19 protein-coding genes and 1 tRNA gene are annotated in these 25094 nt (G+C 71.1%); 11 read left to right on the top strand and 9 right to left on the bottom strand.

Going from position 1 to position 25094, the window contains the following annotated elements; genetic code table 11:
- Positions 1-57: 57 nt before the first annotated feature.
- A complete protein-coding gene (gene lysA, locus ABD831_RS06965; protein WP_344943553.1) occupies positions 58-1476 on the bottom strand; it encodes a diaminopimelate decarboxylase in 1419 nt (472 codons plus the stop codon).
- A gap of 2 nt (positions 1477-1478) precedes the next feature.
- On the bottom strand, positions 1479-2273 hold the full coding sequence (locus ABD831_RS06960) for a DALR anticodon-binding domain-containing protein (RefSeq protein WP_344943550.1): 795 nt from the start codon (positions 2271-2273) through the stop codon (positions 1479-1481).
- 98 nt (positions 2274-2371) lie between these two features.
- On the opposite strand from ABD831_RS06960, the gene ABD831_RS06955 reads away from it, so the two are divergent.
- Positions 2372-2446: transfer RNA gene (locus ABD831_RS06955), tRNA-Arg, on the top strand.
- Between the two features lie 142 nt (positions 2447-2588).
- Positions 2589-3293, top strand: a complete 705-nt coding sequence (locus ABD831_RS06950; RefSeq protein ID WP_344943547.1) for an ASCH domain-containing protein — start codon at positions 2589-2591, stop codon at positions 3291-3293.
- A 40-nt stretch (positions 3294-3333) separates the two neighbouring features.
- Here ABD831_RS06950 and ABD831_RS06945 read toward each other — a convergent pair whose 3' ends face one another.
- Both ABD831_RS06945 and ABD831_RS06940 read right to left on the bottom strand, forming a co-directional pair.
- Positions 3334-4371 (bottom strand): hemolysin family protein, encoded by a 1038-nt coding sequence (locus ABD831_RS06945; protein ID WP_344943544.1) that lies wholly within the window; start codon positions 4369-4371, stop codon positions 3334-3336.
- Positions 4368-5771 carry a hemolysin family protein gene (locus tag ABD831_RS06940; RefSeq protein WP_344943541.1) on the bottom strand — a complete coding sequence of 468 codons (1404 nt, stop codon included), beginning with the start codon at positions 5769-5771 and terminating at the stop codon, positions 4368-4370. Before ABD831_RS06940 ends, ABD831_RS06945 begins: the two co-directional genes overlap by 4 nt.
- A gap of 193 nt (positions 5772-5964) precedes the next feature.
- Between ABD831_RS06940 and ABD831_RS06935 the strand changes: the two genes are divergently transcribed.
- From ABD831_RS06935 to ABD831_RS06915, 5 genes are all read left to right on the top strand, one after another.
- Positions 5965-7011, top strand: a complete 1047-nt coding sequence (locus ABD831_RS06935; RefSeq protein ID WP_344943538.1) for an ABC transporter ATP-binding protein — start codon at positions 5965-5967, stop codon at positions 7009-7011.
- On the top strand, positions 7008-7811 hold the full coding sequence (locus ABD831_RS06930) for an ABC transporter permease (protein ID WP_344943536.1): 804 nt from the start codon (positions 7008-7010) through the stop codon (positions 7809-7811). Before ABD831_RS06935 ends, ABD831_RS06930 begins: the two co-directional genes overlap by 4 nt.
- A 156-nt stretch (positions 7812-7967) precedes the next feature.
- Positions 7968-11909: a multifunctional oxoglutarate decarboxylase/oxoglutarate dehydrogenase thiamine pyrophosphate-binding subunit/dihydrolipoyllysine-residue succinyltransferase subunit gene (locus tag ABD831_RS06925; RefSeq protein WP_344943533.1), complete on the top strand. Its 3942-nt coding sequence runs from the start codon at positions 7968-7970 to the stop codon at positions 11907-11909.
- Positions 11910-12070: 161 nt separating this feature from the next.
- Positions 12071-12247 (top strand): DUF6104 family protein, encoded by a 177-nt coding sequence (locus tag ABD831_RS06920; protein ID WP_142177175.1) that lies wholly within the window; start codon positions 12071-12073, stop codon positions 12245-12247.
- A 4-nt stretch (positions 12248-12251) separates the two neighbouring features.
- A complete protein-coding gene (locus ABD831_RS06915; RefSeq protein WP_344943529.1) occupies positions 12252-13100 on the top strand; it encodes a GDSL-type esterase/lipase family protein in 849 nt (282 codons plus the stop codon).
- On the opposite strand, the gene ABD831_RS06910 is transcribed toward ABD831_RS06915, so the two are convergent.
- Positions 13093-13575 carry a hypothetical protein gene (locus ABD831_RS06910; protein ID WP_344943526.1) on the bottom strand — a complete coding sequence of 161 codons (483 nt, stop codon included), beginning with the start codon at positions 13573-13575 and terminating at the stop codon, positions 13093-13095. The genes ABD831_RS06915 and ABD831_RS06910 overlap by 8 nt on opposite strands.
- 344 nt (positions 13576-13919) lie before the next feature.
- On the opposite strand from ABD831_RS06910, the gene ABD831_RS06905 reads away from it, so the two are divergent.
- Entirely contained in the window at positions 13920-14168 is a 249-nt protein-coding gene (locus tag ABD831_RS06905; RefSeq protein WP_142177174.1) for a WhiB family transcriptional regulator, read from the top strand.
- A gap of 169 nt (positions 14169-14337) precedes the next feature.
- Here ABD831_RS06905 and ABD831_RS06900 read toward each other — a convergent pair whose 3' ends face one another.
- Entirely contained in the window at positions 14338-15825 is a 1488-nt protein-coding gene (locus ABD831_RS06900) for a sensor histidine kinase (protein ID WP_344943523.1), read from the bottom strand.
- 148 nt (positions 15826-15973) lie between these two features.
- Complete coding sequence (locus ABD831_RS06895) at positions 15974-21184, bottom strand: NAD-glutamate dehydrogenase domain-containing protein (protein ID WP_344943519.1); 5211 nt, start codon at positions 21182-21184, stop codon at positions 15974-15976.
- 221 nt (positions 21185-21405) lie between these two features.
- Here ABD831_RS06895 and ABD831_RS06890 point away from each other — a divergent pair, with 221 nt between their 5' ends.
- The 3 genes from ABD831_RS06890 to ABD831_RS06880 all read left to right on the top strand — a co-directional run bounded on the left by ABD831_RS06890 (position 21406) and on the right by ABD831_RS06880 (position 22804).
- Positions 21406-21717, top strand: a complete 312-nt coding sequence (locus tag ABD831_RS06890) for a hypothetical protein (protein WP_344943516.1) — start codon at positions 21406-21408, stop codon at positions 21715-21717.
- Entirely contained in the window at positions 21714-22205 is a 492-nt protein-coding gene (locus ABD831_RS06885) for a hypothetical protein (RefSeq protein ID WP_344943513.1), read from the top strand. Before ABD831_RS06890 ends, ABD831_RS06885 begins: the two co-directional genes overlap by 4 nt.
- A gap of 101 nt (positions 22206-22306) precedes the next feature.
- Positions 22307-22804, top strand: coding sequence for a DUF2505 domain-containing protein (locus ABD831_RS06880; RefSeq protein WP_344943511.1), 498 nt, complete (start codon positions 22307-22309; stop codon positions 22802-22804).
- Between the two features lie 67 nt (positions 22805-22871).
- Here ABD831_RS06880 and pruA read toward each other — a convergent pair whose 3' ends face one another.
- Both pruA and ABD831_RS06870 read right to left on the bottom strand, forming a co-directional pair.
- On the bottom strand, positions 22872-24500 hold the full coding sequence (gene pruA / locus ABD831_RS06875) for an L-glutamate gamma-semialdehyde dehydrogenase (RefSeq protein WP_344943508.1): 1629 nt from the start codon (positions 24498-24500) through the stop codon (positions 22872-22874).
- 106 nt (positions 24501-24606) lie between these two features.
- Positions 24607-25005 carry a DUF4870 domain-containing protein gene (locus ABD831_RS06870; protein ID WP_344943506.1) on the bottom strand — a complete coding sequence of 133 codons (399 nt, stop codon included), beginning with the start codon at positions 25003-25005 and terminating at the stop codon, positions 24607-24609.
- Between the last annotated feature and the right edge of the window lie 89 nt (positions 25006-25094).

Below are 25094 nucleotides of genomic sequence, written 5' to 3'. Positions count from 1 at the left end.
GCTGGACGGTCATTGTTTCGCGATCCGGACATCCGCGGCGAAGGATCTGCAGCGCCATCAGACGTCGAGGGCGAGCAGGTCGGCGATCGTCTCGCGCCGGACGATGACGCGGGCCACGCCGTCGCGGACCGCGACGACCGGGGGTCGGGGCGTGTGGTTGTACTGGCTCGACAGGGACCGGCAGTAGGCCCCGGTGCCGGGGACGGCGAGCAGGTCACCGGCCCCGACGTCGCCGGGAAGGAACTCGTCCTTGACCACGATGTCGCCGCTCTCGCAGTGTCTGCCGACGACGCGAGCCAGCACGGGAGTGGCCGTCGAGGCGCGGCTCGCCACGGTGCACGAGTAGTTGGCGTCGTAGAGGGCCGTGCGGACGTTGTCGCTCATGCCGCCGTCGACGGAGACGTAGACGCGCTGCGCGCCGCCGTCGAGGTCGACCGGCTTGACGGTGCCGACCTCGTAGAGGGTGAAGGTGCTCGGGCCGGCGATGGCACGACCCGGTTCGATGGAGATGCGGGGCACCGCCACCCCGTCGGCGCGGCACTCGCGCTCGATGATCTCGGCCATGCCGGCGGCGAGGTTCTTGGGCGGCAGCGGGTCGTGCTCGGTCGTGTAGGCGATGCCGAACCCACCGCCGAGGTCGAGCTCGGGCAGCTCGACGCCGAGCTCACGCGCGATCTGGGTGTGCAGGCCGACGATGCGCCGCGCCGAGACCTCGAAGCCTGCGGTGTCGAAGATCTGCGAACCGATGTGGCTGTGGAGCCCGAGCAGGCGCAGCGACTCGGGTCTGTCGAGGATGCGACGCGCCGCCTCGAAGGCGTGGCCACCGGCCAGCGACAGACCGAACTTCTGGTCCTCGTGCGCGGTGGCGATGAACTCGTGGGTGTGTGCCTCCACGCCGACGGTGACGCGGACGAGGACGGGCGCCACCACGCCGAGCTCGGTCGCGACCGCCGCGATGCGCTCGATCTCGTCGAAGGAGTCGACGACGATGCGCCCCACGCCGTAGTCGAGGGCGTCGCGGATCTCGGCGACGCTCTTGTTGTTGCCGTGCAGGCCGATGCGCTCGCCGGGGACTCCGGCCCGCTTCGCCACCGCGAGCTCGCCGCCCGTGCACACGTCGAGGTGCAGACCCTCGTCGTGGACCCACCGCGCGACCTCGGTGCACAGGAACGCCTTGCCGGCGTAGAACACGTCCGCCCCGCCCGACAGGCCGTCGAACACCTCGGCATACGTCTGCTTGAAATCCCTTGCGCGCGTGCGGAAGTCCTCCTCGTCGATGACGTATGCCGGGGTGCCGAACTCGCGGGCCAGCTCGGTGACGCTCAGCCCACCGACCGTGAGGACGCCGTCGCTCCCCCGACCCACGGACGTCGCCCACAGGGACGGGACGAGGGCGTTGACGTCGACGGGGGTCTGGAGCCACGCGGGGCCGCGATAGCCCTCCGCGTGCAGCGCTCCTGCTTCGTGTGCGCGCATGCCTACATCCTCTCCGGGGCCGCCGCACCCAGGCGCGTCAGTCCATTGCGCAAGACGATCCGGACGGCGTCGGCGAGGAGCAGCCGGGCGCCGTGGATCGGCGCGGGGTGGACGCCGACCGCGACGGGTCGGACGGGGTGGTCCCAGGCGTCGGCGAGCGCCGCGAGGTCGGTCACCGCACGGCGCTGCTGGACCGCGTCGCCGGCGTGCCTGTCGAGCCGCTGCGGCAGGTCGGCGAGAGCGACCAGGAGGTGGCGTTCGGCGACGTGCGTCAGCTCCCCGAGGCGCGCCGAGGACCGGCGCTCCACTCCGGCGGCCTCGGCGTTGCGGATGATCCGGCACACGCGCGCATGGGCGAGCTGGGCAGCGCGGACGGGGTCGTCCGGGTCCCGGCTGCCGGCGGCCTCGACGATCTCGGGACGCCCGTCACCGTCGACGAGGGCGTAGTGGTCCTGCTCCTCGAGGACGCGCGGGACGATCTCGGACCGCGCCCAGTCCTCGAGGGTGAGGGCGACGAGACCGCTCGGGGCGACCTCGACGGCGGCGACGGGCCTCTGGAGCGTCAGCGCCTGCGCGAGCACCCGAGCGAGGTCGCGGGGCGCGAGGTCCAGACGCGGGGCCCAGCGCTGGGCGACCGGTGTCACCCAGTCGGCGACGACACCGGCGGCACGGGTGTCGGCGGGACGGAAGACCGGTCCCGCAGGAGGACCGGCCCCGGCCTCGTCCGGCAGGTCGCCGGTGCGGGCCGCCTGCGCGGCGACCTCCTCCAGGAGGGCACGCAGCTGCTCCGGCGTCATGCCGTGAGTCTACGAGTGGGGATGGGTGACACCGGGGGTGCATTCAGCGATCCCGGTCCGGTCCTGCTAATCTCGCCGGGCGCACGAAAGTGCGAGCCGCCCCCGTAGCTCAGGGGATAGAGCACCGCCCTCCGGAGGCGGGAGCGCAGGTTCGAATCCTGCCGGGGGCACCATCATCGAAGGGCCGACCTGAAGGCGCGAAGCGCCCCTCAGGTCGGCCCTTCGATGTCTGTGCCCCCGAGGGACTCGGGGAGGTCGCGTCTGAGGAACGAAGACGCCACCGGAGTCCTGCCGGGGGCACCAACGAACGAAGACGTGTTCGGAGTCCTGCCGGGGCACGACGCCGCAGGCGTCCAGTGGTCGTGGGCGGGGCATCCGATCCGCTCGTGCCACGATGACGAGGTGCTGATCTCCAAGCCCGTCGCCGAGGCAGTCCGGGCCGGAACGGTCACGCAGGCCTTCCGCCGCTGGGACGCCCCGCGGGTCAAGGTCGGCGGCCTCCAGCTGACCTCTGCCGGTCTCATCCGGTTCGAGGCCGTCAGCCGGGTGCGTGATCCGGACCGCCTGACGGAACGTGACGCGAAGAAGGCCGGCGTCAAGGACCTCGCCACGCTGCAGCGGTTCCTGGCCCCGCGTGAGCGCAAGCCGTCCCCGCGCGGCGGCCGCGGTGGGGACACCGTCTACCGCATCACGCTCAGCTGGGCCGGCGAGGACCCCCGCATCGCACTGCGCGAGACCCTCCCCGACGACGACAGCCTGGGCGACATCGCCGCTCGACTGGGACGGCTCGACGCCCGACCCACCGGCCCGTGGACGCGCGAGATCCTCGAGTGGATCCGCGACAACCCCCGGGTCGTGTCCAAGGAGCTCGCGGCCCTGCGCGGCGTCGAGCTGCTCCCCATGAAGGTCGACATCCGCAAGCTCAAGAGCCTCGGGCTGACCATCAGCCACGACGTCGGCTACGAGCTGTCACCGCGCGGCACGGCATACCTCGCCTGGCTCGAGCGCGGGGACGATTGACGGGCTCGACGAGACCGGGCGCACGCGTGTCGTGATCGGGTCAGCGCTGGGTCGTGTCCGTCACCTCACCGACGAGCTCCTCCAGCACGTCCTCGAGGAAGACGACGCCGGTCACCGCCCCATCGTCGTCGATGACGCGCGCGAGGTGCGCGCCCGTCAGCTGCATCGTGGCCAGCACGTCCTCGATGTCGTCGTCCTCGCGCACCGTGGCGAGCCGACGGACCCGCTTGGGCGGGACCGGCTGCTCGTGGCGCTCGTCGTCGGCGTAGAGGATGTCCTTGAGGTGGAGGTAGCCGGCGATCTCGCCGGCGGCGTCGCGGACGGGGTAGCGCGAGAAGCCCTGCTTGGCGACGAGCCGCTCGATGTCGGCAGGTGTCGCCCCGAGCTCGACCGTGGTCAGGGAGCGCACGTCGACGGCGACCTCGCGGGCACGCTTGTCGGAGAACTCGAGCGTCTTGGCGACGAGGCCGTGGCGCTCCTCCTCGATGAGGCCCTCGCGCCTCGACTCGCCGACGATGTGGGCGACCTCCTCGGCGGTGAACGCCGAGGTGATCTCGTCCTTGGGCTCGACCCGGAACAGCCGCACGAGGGCCTTCGCGACGGTCTCCATGGCGTGGATGATCGGTCGCAGCGCGCTCGCGATGAAGAAGAGCGAGGGCACGAGGACGAGGGCCGCCCGGTCGGGACCGGCGATGGCGAGGTTCTTGGGGATCATCTCGCCGACGACGACGTGCAGGTAGGACACGATGAGCAGCGCCAGCGCGAGCGCCACGCCGCTCGCCCACGCGTCGGACAGGCCCCACGTGTGGAAGACCGGCTCGAGCAGGTGGTGGAGGGCCGCCTCGGCCAGCGCGCCCAGCCCCACGGAACACACGGTGATGCCGAGCTGCGCGGTCGCGAGCATCGACCCGAGCCGTTCGAGGGCGAGCAGGCACGACTGCGCCCGCTTGCTGCCGGCGTCGGCGAGAGGTTCGAGCGTGGAGCGTCGGACCGCCATGGCCGCGAACTCCGCACCGACGAAGAAGGCGTTGCCGAGGAGGAGGAACACCGAGACGACGTAGACCCAGGGGCCGCTCACGACGGCTCCCCCGCTCCCCCGCCGGACGGCATACGCCCGCCGGGTGCGGCGCCCGCCGCGTCGCCGGCGCCGCCGTCGTCCCCAACGCCGTCGTGCGGCAGCGACTCCGGGTCCGGCACGAAGCGCAGCCGGTCGACCCTGCGACCCTCCATGCCCACGACGTGGATGCGCCACCCCGGCAGCCGCACGACGTCGCCGACGACCGGCACCCGGCCGAGACTCGTCATGACGAAGCCGCCCATGGTCTCGTAGGTCGACCCGTCGGGCACCTCGGCGTCGAAGGCGTCGCGCACCTCGTCCGGGCGCCACAGGCCGGGCACCGTCCACGACCCGTCGATGAGCTCGCGTCCGCCCTGGCGGCTGCGGTCGTGCTCGTCGGACACCTCGCCGACGATCTCCTCCACGACGTCCTCGAGCGTGACGATGCCCGACGTCCCGCCGTACTCGTCGACCACGACGGCCATCTGGAAGCCGCCTTCGCGCAGCTCGCGCAGCAGCGGGTCGAGACGGATCGTCTCGGGCACGACGAGGCGGTCGGACATGAGGGCCGAGACGGGCACGTCCTTGCGCCGCTCGTGCGGCACCGCCATGGCCTTCTTGACGTGGACGACTCCGTCGATGTCGTCCCAGTCCTCGCCGAGCACCGGGAAGCGCGAGTGGCCGGTGCGCCGTGACAGGCGCAGCACGTCGTCGGCGGACTCCTCCCGGTGGATGCCCGTGCAGCGCACGCGCGGCGTCATGACGTCGTCGGCCGTGCGCTCCCCGAAGCCGAGCGACCGCGTCAGCATGCGCGCGGTCGTGACGTCGAGCGTGCCGGCCTCGGCCGAGCGCTGGACGAGGCTCGCGAGCTCCTGGGGCGTGCGAGCGCCGGACAGCTCCTCCTGCGGTTCGATGCCGAAGGCGCGGAGGAAGGCGTTGGCCGAGCCGTTGAGCACGAGGATGAGGGGCTTGGCGATGACGGCGAAGACGCGGACGGGCAGGGCCACGACCTTCGCCGTGGCGAGGGGCGCGGAGATGCCGAGGAACTGCGGGAGCAGCTCTCCGAAGATCATCGAGAAGACCGTCGCGATGAGCAGGGCCACGCTGCTCGACACCGCCTCGACGGCCCCGGCGCCCAGTCCTAGTCCGGTGAGCGGGCCCGACAGGAGGACGCCGATCGACGGCTGGGCGAGGTAGCCGACGACGAGCGTCGTGATCGTGATGCCGACCTGCGCCGCCGACAGCTGGGTCGAGAGCTGCTTGAGCGACTGGAGCACGACCCTGGCTCGCGCGTCGCCCTCGTCGATGGCGCGCTGGACCGTGGGTCGGTCGATGGCGACGAGGGAGAACTCGGCGGCGACGAACAACGCGGTGCCCGCGGTGAGCAGCACGGCGCCGAGGACGAGGAGCCACTCGGTCACTGGCCGACCGCCCGTTCGGCCGGGACGGGAGGGAAGGTCATGGTGCGCCCACTATAAGGATCAGCGGGCGGGCCCGCCGGTCCGGACCGCCCGGACCACCTGCGTGTGGATGGGGTATGCCGTGTGGTTGAGTTGGGCCCATCACGGCGGGGGCCTCTCGGCTCGCGCGCCGGCCGAGGGAGGGATCACGGTGGTGCACGGACGACCGGAGTTCACCGGGCGCATCGAGGTGCGCGGCCTGACGAAGCGGTTCGGGTCCCTGACCGCCGTCGACCACCTCGACTTCGACGTCGAGCCGGGACGGGTCACGGGATTCCTCGGCCCCAACGGCAGCGGGAAGACCACGACCCTGCGCATGCTCCTCGGACTCGTGCGCGCGACCGACGGCACGGCCACCATCGGTGGCCACCGCTACGCCGAGATCCCCAACCCGCTCCGGGTCGTCGGCTCCGCGCTCGAGGCGACGAACTTCCACCCGGGGCGCACGGGACGCAACCACCTGCGCGTCCAGGCAGCCGTCGCCGGCGTGCCGGACTCGCGCGTCGACGAGCTGCTCGAGCTCGTCGGCATCCCCGCCGCCGCCCGCAAGCGCGCCGGCGGCTACTCGATGGGGATGCGCCAGCGGCTCGGCCTCGCCGGTGCCCTGCTCGGCGACCCCCACGTCATCATCCTCGACGAGCCGGCCAACGGCCTCGACCCCGAGGGCATCCGGTGGCTGCGGGGTTTCCTGCGCCACCTTGCCGACGAGGGCCGCACGCTCCTCATCTCCAGCCACATGCTCTCCGAGGTCGAGCAGACGGTCGACGACGTCGTCATCATCGCCAACGGCAGACGCGTCGCCCAGGGAACCGTCGCCGAGCTGCGCGGGGAGCCCACGGCCTACGTCCGCACGTCCGACCCCGACCGGCTCGGCCAGGCGCTGCGCGCCCGAGGGCTCGCCGTCTCCCCGAGCGGGCGAGGCCTGCGTGTCACGACTGAGGACCTCGCCGTCGTGGGCGACGTGGCGCACGCCAGCGACGTCGCGATCCACGAGCTGCGCAGCGAGCAGACGCACCTCGAGGAGCTCTTCTTCAACCTCACCGAGAGCGAGGAGCACCGCAACCGCAACCTCGACGCCCGTCCACCGGACGGCGTCCCCGTCGACCTGCCGCCACCGAGCGGTCCCCCGATCGACCCGGCCCTGCTCGCCGAGCCCGCTGTGCGCACCGGCACGCCCGACAACGACGGAGACCCACGATGACCGCGGCGGTCAGGGCCGAGTTCCGCAAGCTCTTCACCACCCGCCTGTGGTGGGGCATGGCCATCGCGGTGCTGCTCAGCGGCGCGGCGTTCGCCGTGCTCTTCGCCTTCGTGTTCACCAGCGACGCGGTACGTGGGCCCCAGGCAGCAGCGGCCCCCCGCACGGACGCCGCCCTCGCCAAGGCCGTCTTCACCGGCGGCCTCCAGGTCGGCTACCTGCTCACCCTCTCCATCGGGGTGCTGACGATCGGCTCGGAGTACCGCCACCAGACGATCACCGCGACCTTCCTCGCCATCCCGCGACGCGGCCGGGTCATGGCTGCCAAGGTCATCTCGCTGCTCGCCGTCGGGGCCTTCTACGGGCTCCTCTCCCTCGCTGGCGCCGTCGGCGCGGGCACGGTCGTGCTGACCTCCAAGGGGGTCGCGCCGTTCGCCGACAGCTCGATCTGGCGCACGCTGGCCCTGTCGATGCTCGTCCTCGGCCTGTGGGCCCTCATCGGTCTCGGCGCAGGCATCCTCATCCCCAACCAGGTCGCGGCCCTGCTCATCTCCGTGGCAGTGGCCTGGATCGTCGAGCCCGTGCTCGGCCTCGTGCTCGCCCTCACCGACTGGGGCAAGAGCATCTCCCCCTACCTGCCGAGCCGGGCCACGAGCGCCATGCTCGAGTCGTCCAGCGGCGGCTTCGACGGGCAGCCGGTCGCCCAGCTCTCCTGGTGGGCCGGCGCCCTCGTTCTCATGGCGTATGCCGCCGTCATGGCCGGTCTCGGCACGTGGCGCACGCTGCGCTCCGACATCAGCTGACCCGTCGGCGCGCACCGGCCGGCCGACGTGACCAACGCCTCCCGAGCCGGCCGGTTCGACATCCGAGCCTCAGGCGGGTATCCGTGGCTTCGGGGCTAGGCTTGACCCCTGTATAGGCAAAGACGCACCCAAGCCAACGAAAGAGGCGCATTCGTCGTGTCCGATCAGTCCACGTCCGGTGACCCGATAGCAGCGTTCGGGCCGAACGAATGGCTCGTCGACGAGCTCTACCAGCAGTTCCTGACCGACAAGACGTCGGTCGACAAGGCCTGGTGGGGGTTCTTCGAGGACTACCGGCCGGGTGAGGCCGACACGGGCGCGGCCTCGAACCGCACGACGGCGACCGCGACCGCCACCACGACCAAGCCGCAGACGGCGACGGTCCCGACGACCGTCCCGTCCAACGGGTCGGCGAACGGCCCGAGCAACGGCTCGGCCACCCCGTCCGCCGCGAAGACCGCCACGAAGACGGCTCCGGCCGCGCCGGCCGCTGCGCCGGCTCCCCCTGCGCCCGTCGCTGCGAAGACACCCGAGGCGAAGGCGGAGCCCAAGGCGGAGCCCAAGACGGAGCCCAAGACGGAGCCCAAGACGGAGCCCAAGGCGGAGCCCAAGGCGGAGCCCGCGGCCCCGAAGCCGCGCGACATGCCGGCCGTCAAGGGCACGGGCCCGGTCAACGAGGACGTCGTGACCCCGCTGCGCGGTGCGTCCTCGCGCGTCGTGGCCAACATGGAGGTCTCGCTCACCGTCCCGACCGCGACGAGCGTGCGCGCCGTCCCGGCCAAGCTGCTCATCGACAACCGCGTCGTCGTCAACAACCACCTGGCCCGCTCCAGGGGCGGCAAGGTCAGCTTCACGCACCTCATCGGCTACGCCATGGTCAAGGCCCTGGCCCTCATGCCGGAGATGAACAACGGCTTCACCGAGAAGGACGGCAAGCCCGCGCTCGTGCGGCCGGCCCACGTCAACTTCGGTCTCGCCATCGACCTGCAGAAGGACGACGGCAGCCGCACCCTCGTCGTGCCCTCGATCAAGTCGGCCGAGGAGATGGACTTCGTCCACTTCTGGACCGCCTACGAGGACATCGTCCGCAAGGCGCGCGCCAACAAGCTGACGGTCGAGGACTTCCAGGGCACGACGATCTCGCTGACCAACCCGGGCGGCATCGGCACGGTCCACTCCGTGCCGCGCCTCATGAAGGGCCAGGGCGCCATCATCGGCGTCGGCGCCCTCGACTACCCCGCCGAGTGGCAGGGCGCGAGCAACGAGACGCTCAACAAGAACGCCGTGAGCAAGATCCTCACGCTCACCTCGACCTACGACCACCGGATCATCCAGGGCGCCCAGAGCGGTGACTACCTGCGGATCATCCACCAGCTGCTCCTGGGCGACAACCGCTTCTACGACGAGATCTTCGAGTCGCTGCGCATCCCCTACGAGCCGGTCCGCTGGATCCAGGACATCGACTCCTCGCACGACGACGACATCAACAAGGTCGCCCGCGTCCAGGAGCTCATCCACGCCTACCGCGTGCGCGGCCACCTGATGGCCGACACGGACCCGCTCGAGTACAAGCAGCGCCGTCACCACGACCTCGACGTCACGACGCACGGCCTGACGCTGTGGGACCTCGACCGGACGTTCGCGACCGGCGGTTTCGGTGGCTACCCGTTCCTCAAGCTGCGCAAGATCCTCGGCATCCTGCGTGACTCGTACTGCCGCACCGTCGGCATCGAGTACATGCACATCCAGGACCCCGACCAGCGCAAGTGGATCCAGAACAAGGTCGAGCGGCCCTACGAGAAGGCCAACCGCGACGAGCAGATGCGCATCATGCGCCGTCTCAACGCCGCCGAGGCCTTCGAGACCTTCCTCCAGACGAAGTTCGTCGGGCAGAAGCGCTTCTCGCTCGAGGGCGGCGAGTCCGTCATCGCGCTCCTCGACCGCATCCTGTGCCGCGCCGCGAGCGAGAAGCTCGACGAGGTCTGCATCGGCATGCCCCACCGTGGCCGGCTCAACGTGCTCGCCAACATCGCGGGCAAGTCCTACGGCCAGATCTTCCGCGAGTTCGAGGGCACCCAGGACCCCAAGTCGGTCCAGGGCTCCGGCGACGTGAAGTACCACCTCGGCACCGAGGGTGAGTTCGTCTCCGAGGACGGCAGCAAGACCAAGGTCTACCTCGCCGCCAACCCCTCGCACCTCGAGGCGGTCAACCCCGTGCTCGAGGGCATCGTCCGGGCCAAGCAGGATCGCCTCAACCTGGCCGGCGAGTCGTTCACCGTGCTGCCCGTGCTCATGCACGGCGACGCGGCCTTCGCGGGTCAGGGTGTCGTGGCCGAGACGCTCAACCTCTCGCAGCTGCGCGGCTACCGCACCGGCGGCACGATCCACGTCGTCATCAACAACCAGGTCGGCTTCACGACGTCGCCGAGCAGCTCGCGCTCGTCGGTGTACTCGACCGACGTCGCACGGATGATCCAGGCGCCGATCTTCCACGTGAACGGTGACGACCCCGAGGCCTGCGTGCGCGTGGCCGAGCTGGCCTACGAGTTCCGCCAGGAGTTCAACAAGGACGTCGTCATCGACATGGTGTGCTACCGCCGTCGCGGTCACAACGAGGGCGACGACCCGTCGATGACCCAGCCGCTGATGTACAACCTCATCGAGGCCAAGCGCTCGGTCCGCAAGCTCTACACCGAATCGCTCATCGGCCGCGGCGACATCAGCGTCGAGGACGCCGAGGCCGCGCTGCGCGACTACCAGCAGCAGCTGGAGCGGGTCTTCGTGGAGACGCGTGAGGCCAAGAAGGCGCAGTCCGCCGCCGCAGCCGCCGCGGCCTCCGCGAGCGACCGTGACTCGGACGCCCCGGACAACGCCGGCCTCGAGCGCCCGACGGCGCAGGTCCAGGACGACGTGGCGCCGGTGCGCTCGGCCACCGAGACGGGCGTCCCGGCCAGCGAGCTGGTGCACATCGGTGAGACGTTCGCGAGCCCCCCCGAGGGCTTCACGATCCACCCGAAGCTCAAGCAGCTCATGGACAAGCGCGCCCAGATGGTGCACGAGGGCGGCATCGACTGGCCCATGGCCGAGCTGCTCGCCTTCGGCACGCTGCTCAAGGAGGGCACCCCGATCCGGCTCGCCGGCCAGGACAGCCGCCGTGGCACGTTCGTCCAGCGCCACGCGGTGCTCATCGACAAGAACAACGCGGAGGAGTGGACGCCGCTGCTCTACCTCGGTGAGGGCCAGGCCCGCTTCTGGGTCTACGACTCGCTCCTGTCGGAGTACGCCGCGATGGGCTTCGAGTACGGCTACTCCGTCGAGCGCCCCGATGCCCTCGTGCTGTGGGAAGCGCAGTTCGGTGACTTCGGCAACGGCGCCCAGACGATCGTCGATGAGTTCATCTCCAGCTCCGAGCAGAAGTGGGGCCAGCGCAGCTCGGTCGTGCTGCTCCTGCCGCACGGCTACGAGGGACAGGGACCCGACCACAGCTCGGCGCGCATCGAGCGCTACCTGCAGCTGTGCGCAGAGAACAACATGACGGTCGCCTACCCGTCGACGGCAGCGAGCTACTTCCACCTGCTGCGCCGTCAGGCCTACGCCCGACCGCGCACTCCGCTCGTCGTCTTCACCCCGAAGTCGATGCTGCGCAGCAAGGCGGCGGCGAGCTCCGTGGAGGCCTTCACCGCGGGCGGCTTCCAGCCCGTACTCGCCGACCACGAGGGCGTCACCAAGGACGTCACACGCGTCCTCTTCGCGAGCGGCAAGATCGTCCACGAGCTCGACGCCGAGCGTGAGAAGCGCGGCGACACCTCGACGGCCGTCATCCGCGTCGAGCAGCTCTACCCGATCCCCGAGCAGGAGATCGTCGACGCCGCCTCGAAGTACCCCGGTGCCGAGCTGGTCTGGGTGCAGGACGAGCCGCGCAACCAGGGCGCGTGGCCGCTCATGGCCCAGTGGCTCCACGAGGACCTCTGCGACCTCGGCGAGACCCGGCCGTGGCGCGTCGTGGCCCGCAAGGCCGCCGCGTCGCCCGCCACCGGCTCGTCGAAGAAGCACGCCGCCGAGCAGGCCGAGCTCATGGAGCGCGCCTTCGGCCGCTGAGCCGGACAGGCCACAGCGAGGGACCCCGCCACGTCGGCGGGGTCCCTCGCTGCCGTCCCGGGGTGACGGCATACTCCCCTGAGGCTCTCTCGGCCGAGATCGGGCCCACGTCCTCGGCCCGCCTGCGCAAGCCGCGCCCCCGCACGCGATAACCTCCCATCGTGTACTTCACCGACAGGGGCATCGAGGAGCTGGCGACCCGGCGCGGCGAGGAGCAGGTCAGCATCGAGTGGCTGGCCGAGCAGCTGCGCACGTTCGTCGACCTCAACCCCGAGTTCGAGGTGCCGGTCGAGCGACTCGCGACGTGGCTCGCCCGACTGGACGACGACGAGGACTGAGCACGTGAGCGACCGCAGCGACCGAGGCGACACCGCCGAGACGCACCCCGACGCACCGAGGGAGCCCTACGGCGTGGGCCCTGCCTACCCCTCCTCCCACACCCGGTTCACCACCGACAACCCGGGACGGTATGCCGCGGCGGCCACCCCCGAGCCCACGGCACCCGCCGCTCCCGCCGCGTCCTCGGACGCCCCCGAGCCGGCGGCTCCGGCAGCCGACCCGTACTACGCGCCGAGCGCCGAGTTCACCGTCGCCGACGGGATCCGCGACGTCGGGATGATCTTCGTCGGCGCCTCGATGACGGCCGGCTACGGCGACCCCAAGGGCCTCGGCTGGGTCGGTCGGGTCGTCGCCCGCACCCAGCACCCCGACATCGACCTCACCGCCTACAACCTCGGCGTCCGCGGCAACACGTCCGCCGACGTCGTGGCGCGCTGGGGCGCCGAGTGCCACCCCCGGTGGAAGGGACGCTCGGAGCGCCGCCTCGTGCTCAGCGTCGGCACGGGCGACGTCACCTCGGGCATGACCATGGCCCGCTCCCGGCTCAACCTCGCCAACGTCCTCGACGAGGCGACCAACGCCGGCATCGGCGTCTTCGTCGTGGGGCTGACGCCGACCCTCGATGCTGAGATGAACCGCAAGATCGAGGCGCTCGCCGAGGCGCAGGCCGACGTCTGCTCACGCCGAGGCATCACCTACGTCGACTGCTACCGCCCACTCGCCACCCACGACCAGTGGATGGCCGACCTCGCGGCGAGCCCCGACCGGGCGCACCCGGGCCAGGCCGGCTACGGCCTCATCGCCTGGCTGGTGCTCCACAACGGCTGGAACGACTGGCTCTCGCTCAGCTGACCCTGCCGGGGCCCGCGTGGCCACCGCCGTCCGTGTCCGCATTGTCGGCATGGTCGGCATTGTCGGATCCGGTCTGCGGGTCGCCGAGGCCGTCGCGTCGTCCGGGCGCCGAGACGGCCGCCCCGATGCTCGCGATCGCGACGAGGGCCACCGCGAGCGCGACCGGCGTGCGACCGGACTCGTGCAGCGACCACGCCACCGGCAGCAGGAGCGCGTTCCACAGCACCGTGGGGGTCCGCGGCCAGTCCGCCGCGTGCGACCAACCCCGGGCCAGTGCGAGCAGGGCGACACCGAAGACGAGGATGAGCGCGCCGGACGTCGCCGCGCGCGTCAGGTCCTCTGTGGCGCCCGTCACCATCTCGTAGACGTAGAAGGCGGCGAAGCCGAGGACCGCGATGGCCTCGAGGAGCGTGAGCAGCCCTGCTGCACGGTGGGATCCGCGCACCTCGCGGGTCGGAGACGTCGAATCGGTCACGCCGCCAGCCTATCGATCCCTCGCTGCCGGCCGATCGGGTCGGGACTGCGGGCCCACTCGTGGCCGTGAGGTATGGAACTGGGAGCCGAGTGCCGATAGACTCAATCCTTGGTGTGATCGGCGCCCAAGCGTTGAACACGGACATGGTCTCTGGTCACACTGGATCATGGCCTGCAACGCGTACGGAACATTTTCGTGCGCGTTTCCGTTGGTCAGGGGGTCATCCCCCAGGGCACGACGACACCATGACTTGGCTCCGACAACGACGCTGGCGCCCCGCACATGCACCGCGACCGACACCCGGACGTCGGTGCCGAACCGACATACATGAAGGAGCACGCCACATGGATTGGCGCGACCGCGCTGCCTGCCTCGAGGCCGATCCGGAGCTGTTCTTCCCCATCGGGAACACCGGCCCGGCCATCCTGCAGATCGAGGAGGCGAAGGCCGTGTGCCGGACCTGTCCGGTCATGGACACCTGCCTGAAGTGGGCCATCGAGACCGGCCAGGACGCCGGCGTCTGGGGCGGCCTCTCCGAGGACGAGCGACGCGCCCTGAAGCGTCGCAACGCTCGCGCCCGCCGCGCTGGCTGACCCCTTCGACCACCTCCCACCCTCCGCACGACAACCGTCCGCGAGCCCGGTGACCGTCACGGTCGCCGGGCTTTTGGCTGCCCGCGCACGGCGCGCCGGATTCCGTATGCCGTGTGTCCCCGAGCGCAGGTACCCGCCCGTCGCGAGTGGAGGGCCGTGGGGCGAGCCCTCAGGTGATCGGCCGCAGGGTCGCGGTGAACCGGGCCCGGGTGCCGTGCGGCTCGACGGGCTCCCACGTGATGCGGCCCTGGAGGTCGCCGACGAGCGACTGGACGATCTGGGTGCCCAGACCCGACCCGGGTCGCCGGGCGGGGTCGATGCCCTTGCCGTCGTCCTCGATCGAGACGACGAGGACCGACTGGCCCCGCACGTCGGACCGGCGCTCGATGAAGATGCGGACCTCTCCCCCGGCGTCGCCGAGGCCGTGCTCGATGGCGTTCTGGACGAGCTCGCTCATGATCATCGCGAGCGAGGTCGCGTCCTCGGCGCGCAGCCGACCGAAGGAGCCCTGCGTCACCGTGTGGACGGGCGCACCGTTGGCCGAGACCTCGACGACGGCGTTGAGGCCGCGCTGGGCGATCGTGTCGAAGTCGACCGTCTCGTCGAAGCCCTGGCTCAGCTGGTCGTGGACCATGGCGATCGTCCCGACCCGACGCTCGGCCTCGGCCAACGCGATCTTGGCCTCGCCGTCTGGCAGTCGCCGCGACTGCAGGCGCAGCAGCGCGGCCACCGACTGCAGGTTGTTCTTGACCCGGTGGTGGATCTCGCGGATCGTCGCGTCCTTGGTCAGCAGCTCGCGCTCGCGGCGCCGCAGCTCGCCGACGTCGCGCATGAGCACGATGGCGCCGAATCGCTGTCCGGCCTCGGTGAGCGGGATCGCCCGCATCGACACGGTCGTGCCGCCCGCGACGACCTCGGTGCGCCAGGGCTGGCGTCCGGTGACGACGAGAGGCAGCCCCTCGTCGACCGGGGAGGACTCGCGGACGTTGTCGGTGACGATCTGCGCGAGGCTCGCCCCCACCACCTCGCCGAGGTGCCCGAGACGGTGGAGCGCGGAGACGGCATTCGGACTCGCGTAGGTGACCACCCCGTCGACGTCGAGCCGGATGACGCCGTCACCCACCCGCGGCGCACCTCGGCGCAGACCGGTCGGGGCGCCGCTGTGTGGGAACTCTCCCCCGGTGACCATGCGACAGAGGGCGTCAGCGGTGGCGAGGTAGGTCAGCTCCAGGCGGCTGGGCGTGCGGGTGGTCCAGAGGTTGGTGTGTCGCGTCATCACGGCCACGACGTGACCGCCGCGGACCACGGGGATGTACTCCTCGCGGACCGACTGGTCCGGGCCCTGCTCGTGCGGCACGACGACCTGGCGAACCCGCAGGATGCGCTGCTCGGAGGCGGCCTCGTCGAGCAGGTCGCGCGTGCGGCCCGGGTCGGCGACCCGGCCCACCTGGTCGTCGACGAAGACGAGCTGGCCCGTGGTGGGACGCACGTGGGCCACGGCCTCCCACCGCTCCCTGGTCGACCGCACCCAGAGGACGAGGTCGGCGAAGGACAGGTCGGCGACGAGCTGCCAGTCACCGACGAGCAGCTGCAGCCACTCGACGTCGTGGTCGGGCAGGTTCGTCCGGCCGCGCAGGAGCTCGCTCAGGGTTGCCACACAGCGAGCCTAGTGAGCCTCGGCTCAGCGTCCGGCCCGCACCCCTTCCCCCGAGCGGCCCCGTCGTCCCACCCGCTCGGCTCCGAGAAGCCGGTACGCGTGAGGTGACGAGGCCACTCGAGTGAGCGGGCGTCGAGCGGCTCGACGTCTAGGCCGACTTCTTGGGCGCCGACTTCTTGGTGGTCGGCTTCGTGACTGCCGCCTTGGCGGCTGCCGCCTTCGTCGCTGCCGTCTTGGTGGGCACCGACTTGGTGGCCACCGACTTGGTGGGCACCGACCGGGTGGCCGGCACCTTCTTCTGGGGCGCAGGCTTCGTGGACTGCGTCTTCTTCGGTGCCGGCCTCTCTGCCGAAGCCTTGGTGGTCACGGCCTTCGTGGGCGTCGCGGCAGCTGCCGGAGCCTTCTTCGCGGCCTTCGGCGCACCGGGCGTCCTGTCGGCTGCCGGAGACTTCACCTCGACCGGGACCGGCTGGCCGGAGGCGGCCGGCTTGGTCACCGTGCGCAGCGTGCGGAGGGCGACCGAGAGCGCGGCGATGCCGGCGTGGCTCATCCGCTCGATCCCGCCCAGCGCCGCCCGCGCCCGCCCGAGGGCGTCCGCGTTGAGCTCGGACCACTCGGCGAGCCGTCCTGCCGCGTCGTGACGTGCGTTGCTGACGTCGAGCACCGAGCGCGTCAGGCTCTCGAGCACGGCGTAGAGATCGTCACGCAGCGCCCCGCGGGCCATGGCGTCCCACCGGTCGTCGCGCGGCAGCATCGTGACCCGCGTCAGCATGGCGTCGATCGAGAAGGTCTCCGAGGTCAGGAAGTAGACCCCCACGACGTCGTCGAGCTTCTCGCCCGTGTCCTCGGCGATCTCGATGCAGTCGAGCAGCGAGTAGAGGTCGAGCAGCGACGCCGCCCCGAGCGCGAGCTCCTCGGGGACGCCCTTGCCCTCGAGCTCGCGGGCCCGTCGCTGCAGGCGGGTGCGCTCACTGCCCTGCAGCAGCTCACCGATGCGGCCGGAGAACGCCTCGATGCCGGGCCGGAAGCGCGCGACCTCCGCGGCGATGTCGAGGGAGGCAGGGCGTGAGGTGAGGAACCAGCGCACCGAGCGGTCGATGAGCCGCCGAAACTCCAGGTAGAGCGCCGTCTGCGCCCCGGTGCTCACGACGTTGTCGGTCGCCTCCACCCGCCGCACGAAGCCCGCGAGGTCGAACACCTCGCGGCAGACGACGTAGGCCCGGGCGACCTGCTCAGGCGTCGCGCCGGTCTCCTCGCCGGCCCGGTAGGCGAAGGTGATGCCGCCACGGTTGACCATCGAGTTGGCCACGGCGTTGGTGATGATCTCGCGCCGCAGGGGGTGGGCCGCGATCTGCTCGGCGTACTTGCCGCGCAACGGCTTGGGGAAGTACTCCGCGAGGGTCGAGGCGAACCACGGGTCGTCGGGCAGCGACGTGGCGATCAGCTGGTTCTTGAGGTAGAGCTTGGCGTAGGCGACGAGCACCGAGAACTCCGGCGACGCGAGGCCGAGCCCGTCCTTCTGCCGGCGCGCGATGGTCGCGTCGCTCGGGAGGAACTCGAGCGAGCGGTCGAGGTCGCCCTCGGCCTCGAGGAACTGGATGAGCCGCTCGTGGACACCGAGCATCGCGTGCTGCTGCGCCCGGGCGTTGCCGAGCAGGACGTTCTGCTCGTAGTTGTCGCGCAGCACCTGCTCGGCGACCTCGTCGGTCATCGATGCGAGCAGGGTGTTGCGGCGCTTCGTCGTCAGCTCGCCCGAGCGGGTCAGCTCGGTGAGGAGGATCTTGATATTGACCTCGTGGTCGGAGGTGTCGACGCCCGCGCTGTTGTCGATGGCGTCGGTGTTGACGCGCACGCCCGCGAGCGCCGCCTCGATGCGGCCGAGCTGGCTCGCCCCGAGGTTGCCTCCCTCACCCACGACCTTGCAGCGCAGGTCGCCGCCGTTGACGCGGATGGCGTCGTTGGCGCGGTCGCCGATCTCGCTGTTGGTCTCGCCGGCCGCCTTGACGTAGGTGCCGATGCCGCCGTTCCACAGCAGGTCGACCGGTGCGAGCAGGATCGCCTTCATCAGCTCGGCCGGCGTCAGCGACTTCGTGTTGGCACGCAGGCCCAGTGCCGCGACCATCTGGGGGCTGACCGGCACCGACTTGGCCGACCGGGGGAAGATGCCGCCGCCCTTGCTGATCAGCTTCTCGTCGTAGTCGGCCCAGGACGACCCCGGCAGGTCGAACATCCGCCGGCGCTCGGCATACGAGATGGCCGCGTCGGGGTTCGGGTCGACGAAGATGTGCCGGTGGTCGAAGGCGGCGACGAGGCGGATGTGCTCCGACAGGAGCATCCCGTTGCCGAAGACGTCACCGCTCATGTCTCCGACACCGACGACCGTGAACTCCTGCGACTGCGTGTCGACGCCGAGCTCGCGGAAGTGCCGCTTGACCGACTCCCACGCGCCACGGGCGGTGATGCCCATGCCCTTGTGGTCGTAGCCGGCCGAGCCGCCGGAGGCGAAGGCGTCGTCGAGCCAGAAGCCGTAGTCGGCCGACAGACCGTTGGCGATGTCGGAGAACTTCGCCGTGCCCTTGTCGGCGGCGACGACGAGGTAGGTGTCGTCCTCGTCGTGACGCACGACCCGGTGGGGCGGCACGGCCGCGCCGGACACGAGGTTGTCCGTGACGTCGAGCAGCCCGGAGATGAAGAGCTTGTAGGACGAGATGCCCTCGTCCATCCACGCGGCCCGGTCGACGGCCGGGTCGGGCAGCTGCTTGGCGTAGAAGCCGCCCTTGCTGCCGGTGGGCACGATGACGGCGTTCTTGACCATCTGCGCCTTGACGAGGCCGAGGACCTCGGTGCGGAAGTCCTCGCGCCGGTCGGACCAGCGCAGGCCACCGCGGGCCACCTTGCCGAAGCGCAGGTGCACGCCCTCGACCCGAGGGCTGTAGACCCAGATCTCGAACATCGGGCGGGGCGCCGGCAGGTCGGGAACCTTCTTGGGGTTGAGCTTGAGCGAGACGTACGACTTGTCGTTGCCGTTGGCGTCGGGCTGGTAGAAGTTCGTGCGCAGGCTCGCCTGGATGACACCGAGCAGCGCGCGGACGATGCGGTCGTGGTCGAGGCTGGCGACGTCGTCGAGCGCCTCCTTGACCTTCGTGACGATGTGCTTCTGGCGGGCGGCGCGCTTGTCGCGGCCCGCGTCGGTGTCGGGGAAGGCATCCGGGTCGAAGCGCGCCTCGAAGAGCTCCACGAGGCTGCGGGCGATGCCGGTGTTGGCGGCGAGGGCCGACTCGACGTAGTCCTGCGAGAACGTGGAGCCGGTCTGGCGGAGGTACTTCGCGACGGTGCGCAGGATGACGACCTGGCGCCAGGTGAGGCCGGCCGCCAGGACGAGGGCGTTGAAGCCGTCGGACTCGGCGCGGCCGTCCCAGACGGCCCGGAAGGCCTCCTCGAAGCGGTCACGGACGTCGACGGCGAGGGCTGCGTCGCCAGAGCCCCACGTCCGCGCGTCGGCGCACAGGCCGAAGTCGAAGATGTGGAGGGTGCGGCCGTCGGAGCCGGGCACCTCGTAGGGACGCTCGTCGGTCACCTCGACGCCGAGGTGGGTGAAGAGCGGCAGCACCTGCGTCAGCGAGAGGTCGGTGCGGCGGTAGAGCTTGAAGCGCCGCTCGCGCGGGTCGTCGGACGCCGGGTCGTCGTAGAGGTGGAGTCCGGTCGTGCGGTCGCCGTCACCGAGGGCGTCGATGCGGTCGAGGTCGTCGACGGCCGTCGAGACGTCGAAGTCCTCCTTGTACGCCTCGGGCAGCGCCTTGGCGTAGGCAGCCATCGTCCGCGCCGCCCCCTCGAGCCCTCGTGCCTGCCCGAGCGCCTCGGAGAGGTCCTCGTCCCAGGTGCGGGTCGCGTCGATGACGCGCCTCTCGAGGGCCACCTCGTCGACGTCGGGGATGTCGGTGCCCGACGGCATCCGCACGACGAAGTGCAGGCGGGCCAGGGTGGACTCGCTGACGCGCGTCGTGTTGTCGATGTTCTCGCCGCCGAAGGCTTCCAGCAGGATGGACTCGATGCGCAGGCGCACGGTCGTGTTGTAGCGGTCGCGCGGGAGGTAGACGAGGCACGAGACGAAGCGTCCGAACTCGTCGCGACGCAGGAAGAGCTTGGTCTTGCGCCGCTCCTGCAGGTGCAGGACGCTCGTCGCGATCTCGGCCAGCTGGGTCGGGCTCGTCTGGAAGAGCTCGTCGCGCGGGTAGGTCTCGAGGATCTGCAGGATGTCCTTGCCCGAGTGGCTGTCGGCGCTGAGACCCGTGAGGCGCAGCACCTCCTGGGCGCGCACGTCGAGCAGCGGGATGTCGTGGATCGTGTCGTTGTAGGCGGCCGATGCGTAGAGGCCGAGGAAGCGCTGCTCGCCGACGCACTCGCCCCGCGCGTCGAAGCGCTTGACCGAGATGTAGTCGAGGTAGACGTCGCGGTGCACCGTCGCGCGCGAGTTCGCCTTGGTGATGATGAGGATGCTGGAGTCGCGGGCAGCCCGACTGGCAGCCGGCGTGAGCACGAGTCCCTTTGCGGCAGAAGGCCGGTCGTAGCGCAACAGGCCCAGACCCGTGCCCGGGACCTGGCGCGAGACGTCCTTGCCGTTCTCGTGCGACAGCGAGTACTCGCGGTAGCCGAGGAAGGTGAAGTTGTTGTGGGCGAGCCACTCGAGGAAGCGGCCCGCCTCTCGGGCGTGGTGGGGATCGGTGCCGGGCGGGGTGGCCGAGCGCAGCTCGCTCGCGATGGTGAGCGCGTGGGCACGCATCTTGGGCCAGTCCTCGACCGAGTCGCGGACGTTCTCGAGGACGTGGCGCAGGCGGGCCTCGACGTCGGGCAGCGCATCGGTGGGCAGGCGGTCGATCTCGAGGTGCATCCACGACTCGCGGACGAGTCCCACCGAGCTGGACTGCACGGTCGTGGACCCGTCGGTGATGACCGACTTGAGCTCGCCGGTGATGTCGCGCGACACCGTCATCTGCGGGTGGACGATGAGGTGCACGCCCCGGTCGAAGCCGCCGAGCGCCGCCACGACCGAGTCGACGAGGAAGGGCATGTCGTCGACGACGATCTGCACGACGGAGTGGCTCGTCGACCACCCCTCGTCCTCGGCCGTCGGGTTGAAGGCGCGCACGTTGAACGTGCCGACCTGGCGGTGCTGGGCGAAGGCGCGGTGCTGGGTGGCGATCGTCGCCAGCTCGCGTGCTGGGCGGGCCAGCAGGTCCTCGGTCGCGACGAGGCGGTAGTAGGCGAGGAGGAACTCCTCGACGTCGCCCGGCGCTGCACCGCCGGATCGGCCCCGCCCCCGGCGAGGGACGGGCGCCACAGCCGCGGCAGCGGCCTTCATGACGTCGATTCGAGACTGTTCGAGTGACGCGGACATGCGGTTGTCGGGTTCCTCACCGTGCGGCCTGTGCGGCGACACGTCGTTGTGCCGCGCATCTCACCATGTGAGCCTATCGCCGTCCGCCAGCATGCCGGCACCGGCCCGCCGGACATCCGGGGTTCCGGCGCAGTGGTGGTGGAGAACTCCGGGGCGTCGGGTCCGGCAGTCCCTAGAGTGGTGGCATGACCGACGGGAGCCCGGGGGCGGGTGCTGCGGACCCTGCGATCCTGCGAGCCCTCACGACCGCCCGCTCCGCGACGCGGACCATGTCCGACGAGCTGCTGACGCACCTGCCCGACCTCGGTGACCTGCCGACCCAGCGCGCCCTCGACGCGTGGGTCGAGCAGGCGGCAGACACCCTGCGTGCCCTGTCCGAGGCACTGGAGGAGCGACTGCTCGACCTCGGGTCCACGCGAACCACTCAGCACGCGCTCGACGACGGATCTCTCTCCGGGGCAACCGGATCGGCCTCGCGTACCGGTGACCTGCGGTGAGCCTCTCGGCCGGGGACGCCGGTTCGACGTCTGCCCTGGGTGGCGCGCTGCGCACCCAGGCGGCCCGACTGGCCGACCTCGTCGTGGAGCTCGACACGGCCGCACGCCGAGCGCGGCGCGCCGGGTCCCCGGACTCCACCGACCGTGAGCGCGACCTCGTCACCCGCACCGCAACCGAGCTCGACCGTGTGGGCGGCCTGCTCCAGTCCTGGACCACCACCAGCGTCGAGTCGGCGGCCCGCGTGCGCGCCCTCGAGCCGGCGCTCATCCGCTGCGACCTCGTCATCGACGGGCACCTGGTCGTCGAACGCTCGGGTCCGAGCCGCGTCGAGCCCACCGAGAGGCTGGCCGAGCGCGAGCGCCTCCAGGAGCTGCTCAACCGCGTGACGGCCGTGCGCTCGCGCGAGCAGGCCCGGCTGCGCCGCGAGGTCGAGACGTCCGGCACGACGCTGGCGGGCCTGTCCGACCGGGCCCGCTCGGGCGCCTGAGTGTCCGACGACGCAGCCGACCGGGGGCCACGGACGGCACCGCCGCAGCCCGACGGCATACGTCCTCGGGGAGCGTGACCCCGTGCAATAGCGTGTCGGCCATGAAGATCTCCGAGACGATCACGTATGCCGCACCCCCCGAGACCGTCTACGCCATGGTCACCGACCGCGCTTTCCAGGAGCGCAAGTGCGTCGAGGCCCACGCCCAGCGCCACGAGGCCGCGGTCAGCCCGGCCGGCGAGGGCGCCCGCGTCGTGACGAAGCGCGACCTGCCGGCGGACGACCTCCCCGACTTCGCGAAGTCGATCGTCGGCCCCACCCTGTCGGTGACGGAGACCTACGAGTGGGGCGGCCCCGCCACTGACGGCACCCGCACCGGCACGCTCACGGTCGAGGTCGCCGGTGCGCCGGTCGCGATGCGGTCGACGGTCCGGCTCGCCCCGGCGGGCGGCGGCACGCAGATCACCATCGACGGCGACCTCAAGGCCTCCATCCCACTCTTCGGCGGCAAGGTCGAGAAGGCGGCCGCGCCGGCGGTCATCGACGCCATCCGCAGCGAGCAGCGCACCGGCAACGCCTGGCTCGCCGAGCGCGGCTGACCACCCCGCACGGCGCTGGGCCCGCCTCCGACGGAGACGGGCCCAGCGGCATACGTGCTCGGGCCGGTCAGCCCATGTGCGGGTAGGTGTGGTCGGTCGGCGGGACGAACGTCTCCTTGATCGAGCGGACGCTCGTCCAGCGCAGCAGGTTCTGGGCGGCGCCGGCCTTGTCGTTGGTGCCCGACGCGCGGCCCCCACCGAACGGCTGCTGCCCGACGACCGCGCCGGTGGGCTTGTCGTTGACGTAGAAGTTGCCCGCCGCGAAGCGCAGGCGCTTCGTGGCGTCGGCGATGACACGACGGTCCTGGGCGATGATCGAGCCGGTCAGGCCGTAGGGCGCGAAGCGCTCCATCTGGTCGAGCACCGCGTCGTACTGCGCGTCGGGGAAGACGTGCACCGACAGGATCGGGCCGAAGTACTCGGTGCGGAACGACTCGTCCGCCGCGTCCTTGATCTCGAGGACCGTGGGACGCACGAAGTAGCCGACCGAGTCGTCGTAGGTGCCACCAGCGACGACGTCGATTCCCGTCGTGGCGTGCGCGCGGTCGATCGCGTCCTTGTGCTTGGCGAAGGCGCGGTCGTCGATGACGGCACCCATGAAGTTGGACAGGTCGGTGACGTCGCCCTGGCTCAGCCCGTTGGTGATGTCGACGAGGTCGCCCTTGATCTGCTTCCACACCGAGGCCGGGACGTAGGCGCGCGAGGCGGCCGAGCACTTCTGGCCCTGGAACTCGAAGGCGCCGCGGATCATGGCGGTGCGCAGGACGGCCGGGTCGGCGCTGGGGTGCGCGAGGATGAAGTCCTTGCCGCCGGTCTCGCCGACGAGCCGCGGGTAGGTGCGGTAGCGGTCGAGGTTGGTGCCGACCTCGTGCCACAGGTGCCTGAAGGTCGGCGTCGAACCCGTGAAGTGGATGCCGGCGAGGTCCTCGTCGCGCAGGGCTGCCTTGCTGACGTTGATGCCGTCGCCCGTCACCAGGTTGATGACGCCCGGCGGCATGCCGGCCTCCTCGAGCAGCTCCATCGTCAGCTGCGCCGCGAGCTGCTGCGTGGGGCTGGGCTTCCAGACGACGGTGTTGCCCATGAGCGCCGGCGCGGTGGGCAGGTTGCCGGCGATGGCGGTGAAGTTGAAGGGCGTGATGGCGTAGACGAAGCCCTCGAGCGAGCGGTAGTCGGAGCGGTTCCAGATGCCCTTGGCGTTGAGCGGCGGCTGCTGCTCGAGGATCTGGCGGGCGAAGTGGACGTTGATGCGCCAGAAGTCGATGAGCTCGCACGCGGCGTCGATCTCGGCCTGGTAGGCCGTCTTGCTCTGGCCGAGCATCGTGGCGGCGTTGAGGCGAGCCCGCCACGGGCCGGAGAGCAGCTCGGCGGCCTTGAGCAGGATCGCTGCCCGGTCGTCGAACGACAGCTCGCGCCACATCGGGGCAGCCGCCTTGGCGGCGTCGACGGCGGCCTGGCCCTCCTTGACCGTGGCGTTGCGCAGCGTGCCGAGGACCTTGCGGTGGGCGTGCGGCTGACGGACGGCGATCTTGCGGCCGGTGCCGACGACGCGCTCGCCGTTGATCGTGTGCGGCAGCTCGGTCTGGGTCGAACCCAGCTCGGCGAGGGCGACCTCGAGCGCGGCTCGCTCGGGCGAGCCCGGCGCGTAGTCGAGCACCGGCTCGTTGGCCGGTGCGGGCACGTGGGTCACGGCGTCCATCAAGTTCTCCTGCGGGTTGGCACGGGGTCTCGCCCACCAGGGCGAGTGGGGTGGCCCGCCTCGTGGGCGGAGCCACCCCATCGTTCCATGCCAGCCACCGGCGCCGTCAGTGCAGCACGGGGATGCTCCACGGGTAGCGGAACGACTCACCGCGGTTGGCCGCCAGCGCCGCCTTGATGTGGAACCAGAGAGCGGCCACGACGGCGACGATCCACACGATGATGGCGATCGGGATGAGGATGACGGTGAAGAACATGACCCAGCCGACGATGATCGCGGCCCAGACGGCCAGGTTGAAGTTGAAGGACCCAGCGGCCGCCTGACGCACGAAGGCACTCCGGTCCTTGTAGATGGCCCAGATGACGAGCGGGCCGACGAAGCTGAGCCACCCCACGGAGATGACGGCGGCGACGATGGCGGCGAGGTGACCGAGGATGGCCCACGTGCGCTCGTCGCTCGTCGGCGTGAGGGACTGGCCGGACGGGTTCGGGATCGGTTGTGTCATGACTCCATCGTCGCGCGGACGGGGCGTCTCGCGCTGCCGGGGAGCCCCCTGATCCGACCCTGACCCGCCCCTGACCGAGCGGCGCCCTG

The organism is Terrabacter ginsenosidimutans, from assembly GCF_039539425.1.
Taxonomy (GTDB): Bacteria; Actinomycetota; Actinomycetes; order Actinomycetales; family Dermatophilaceae; genus Terrabacter; species Terrabacter ginsenosidimutans.
This window is presented reverse-complemented; position numbering and strand designations above follow the sequence as displayed.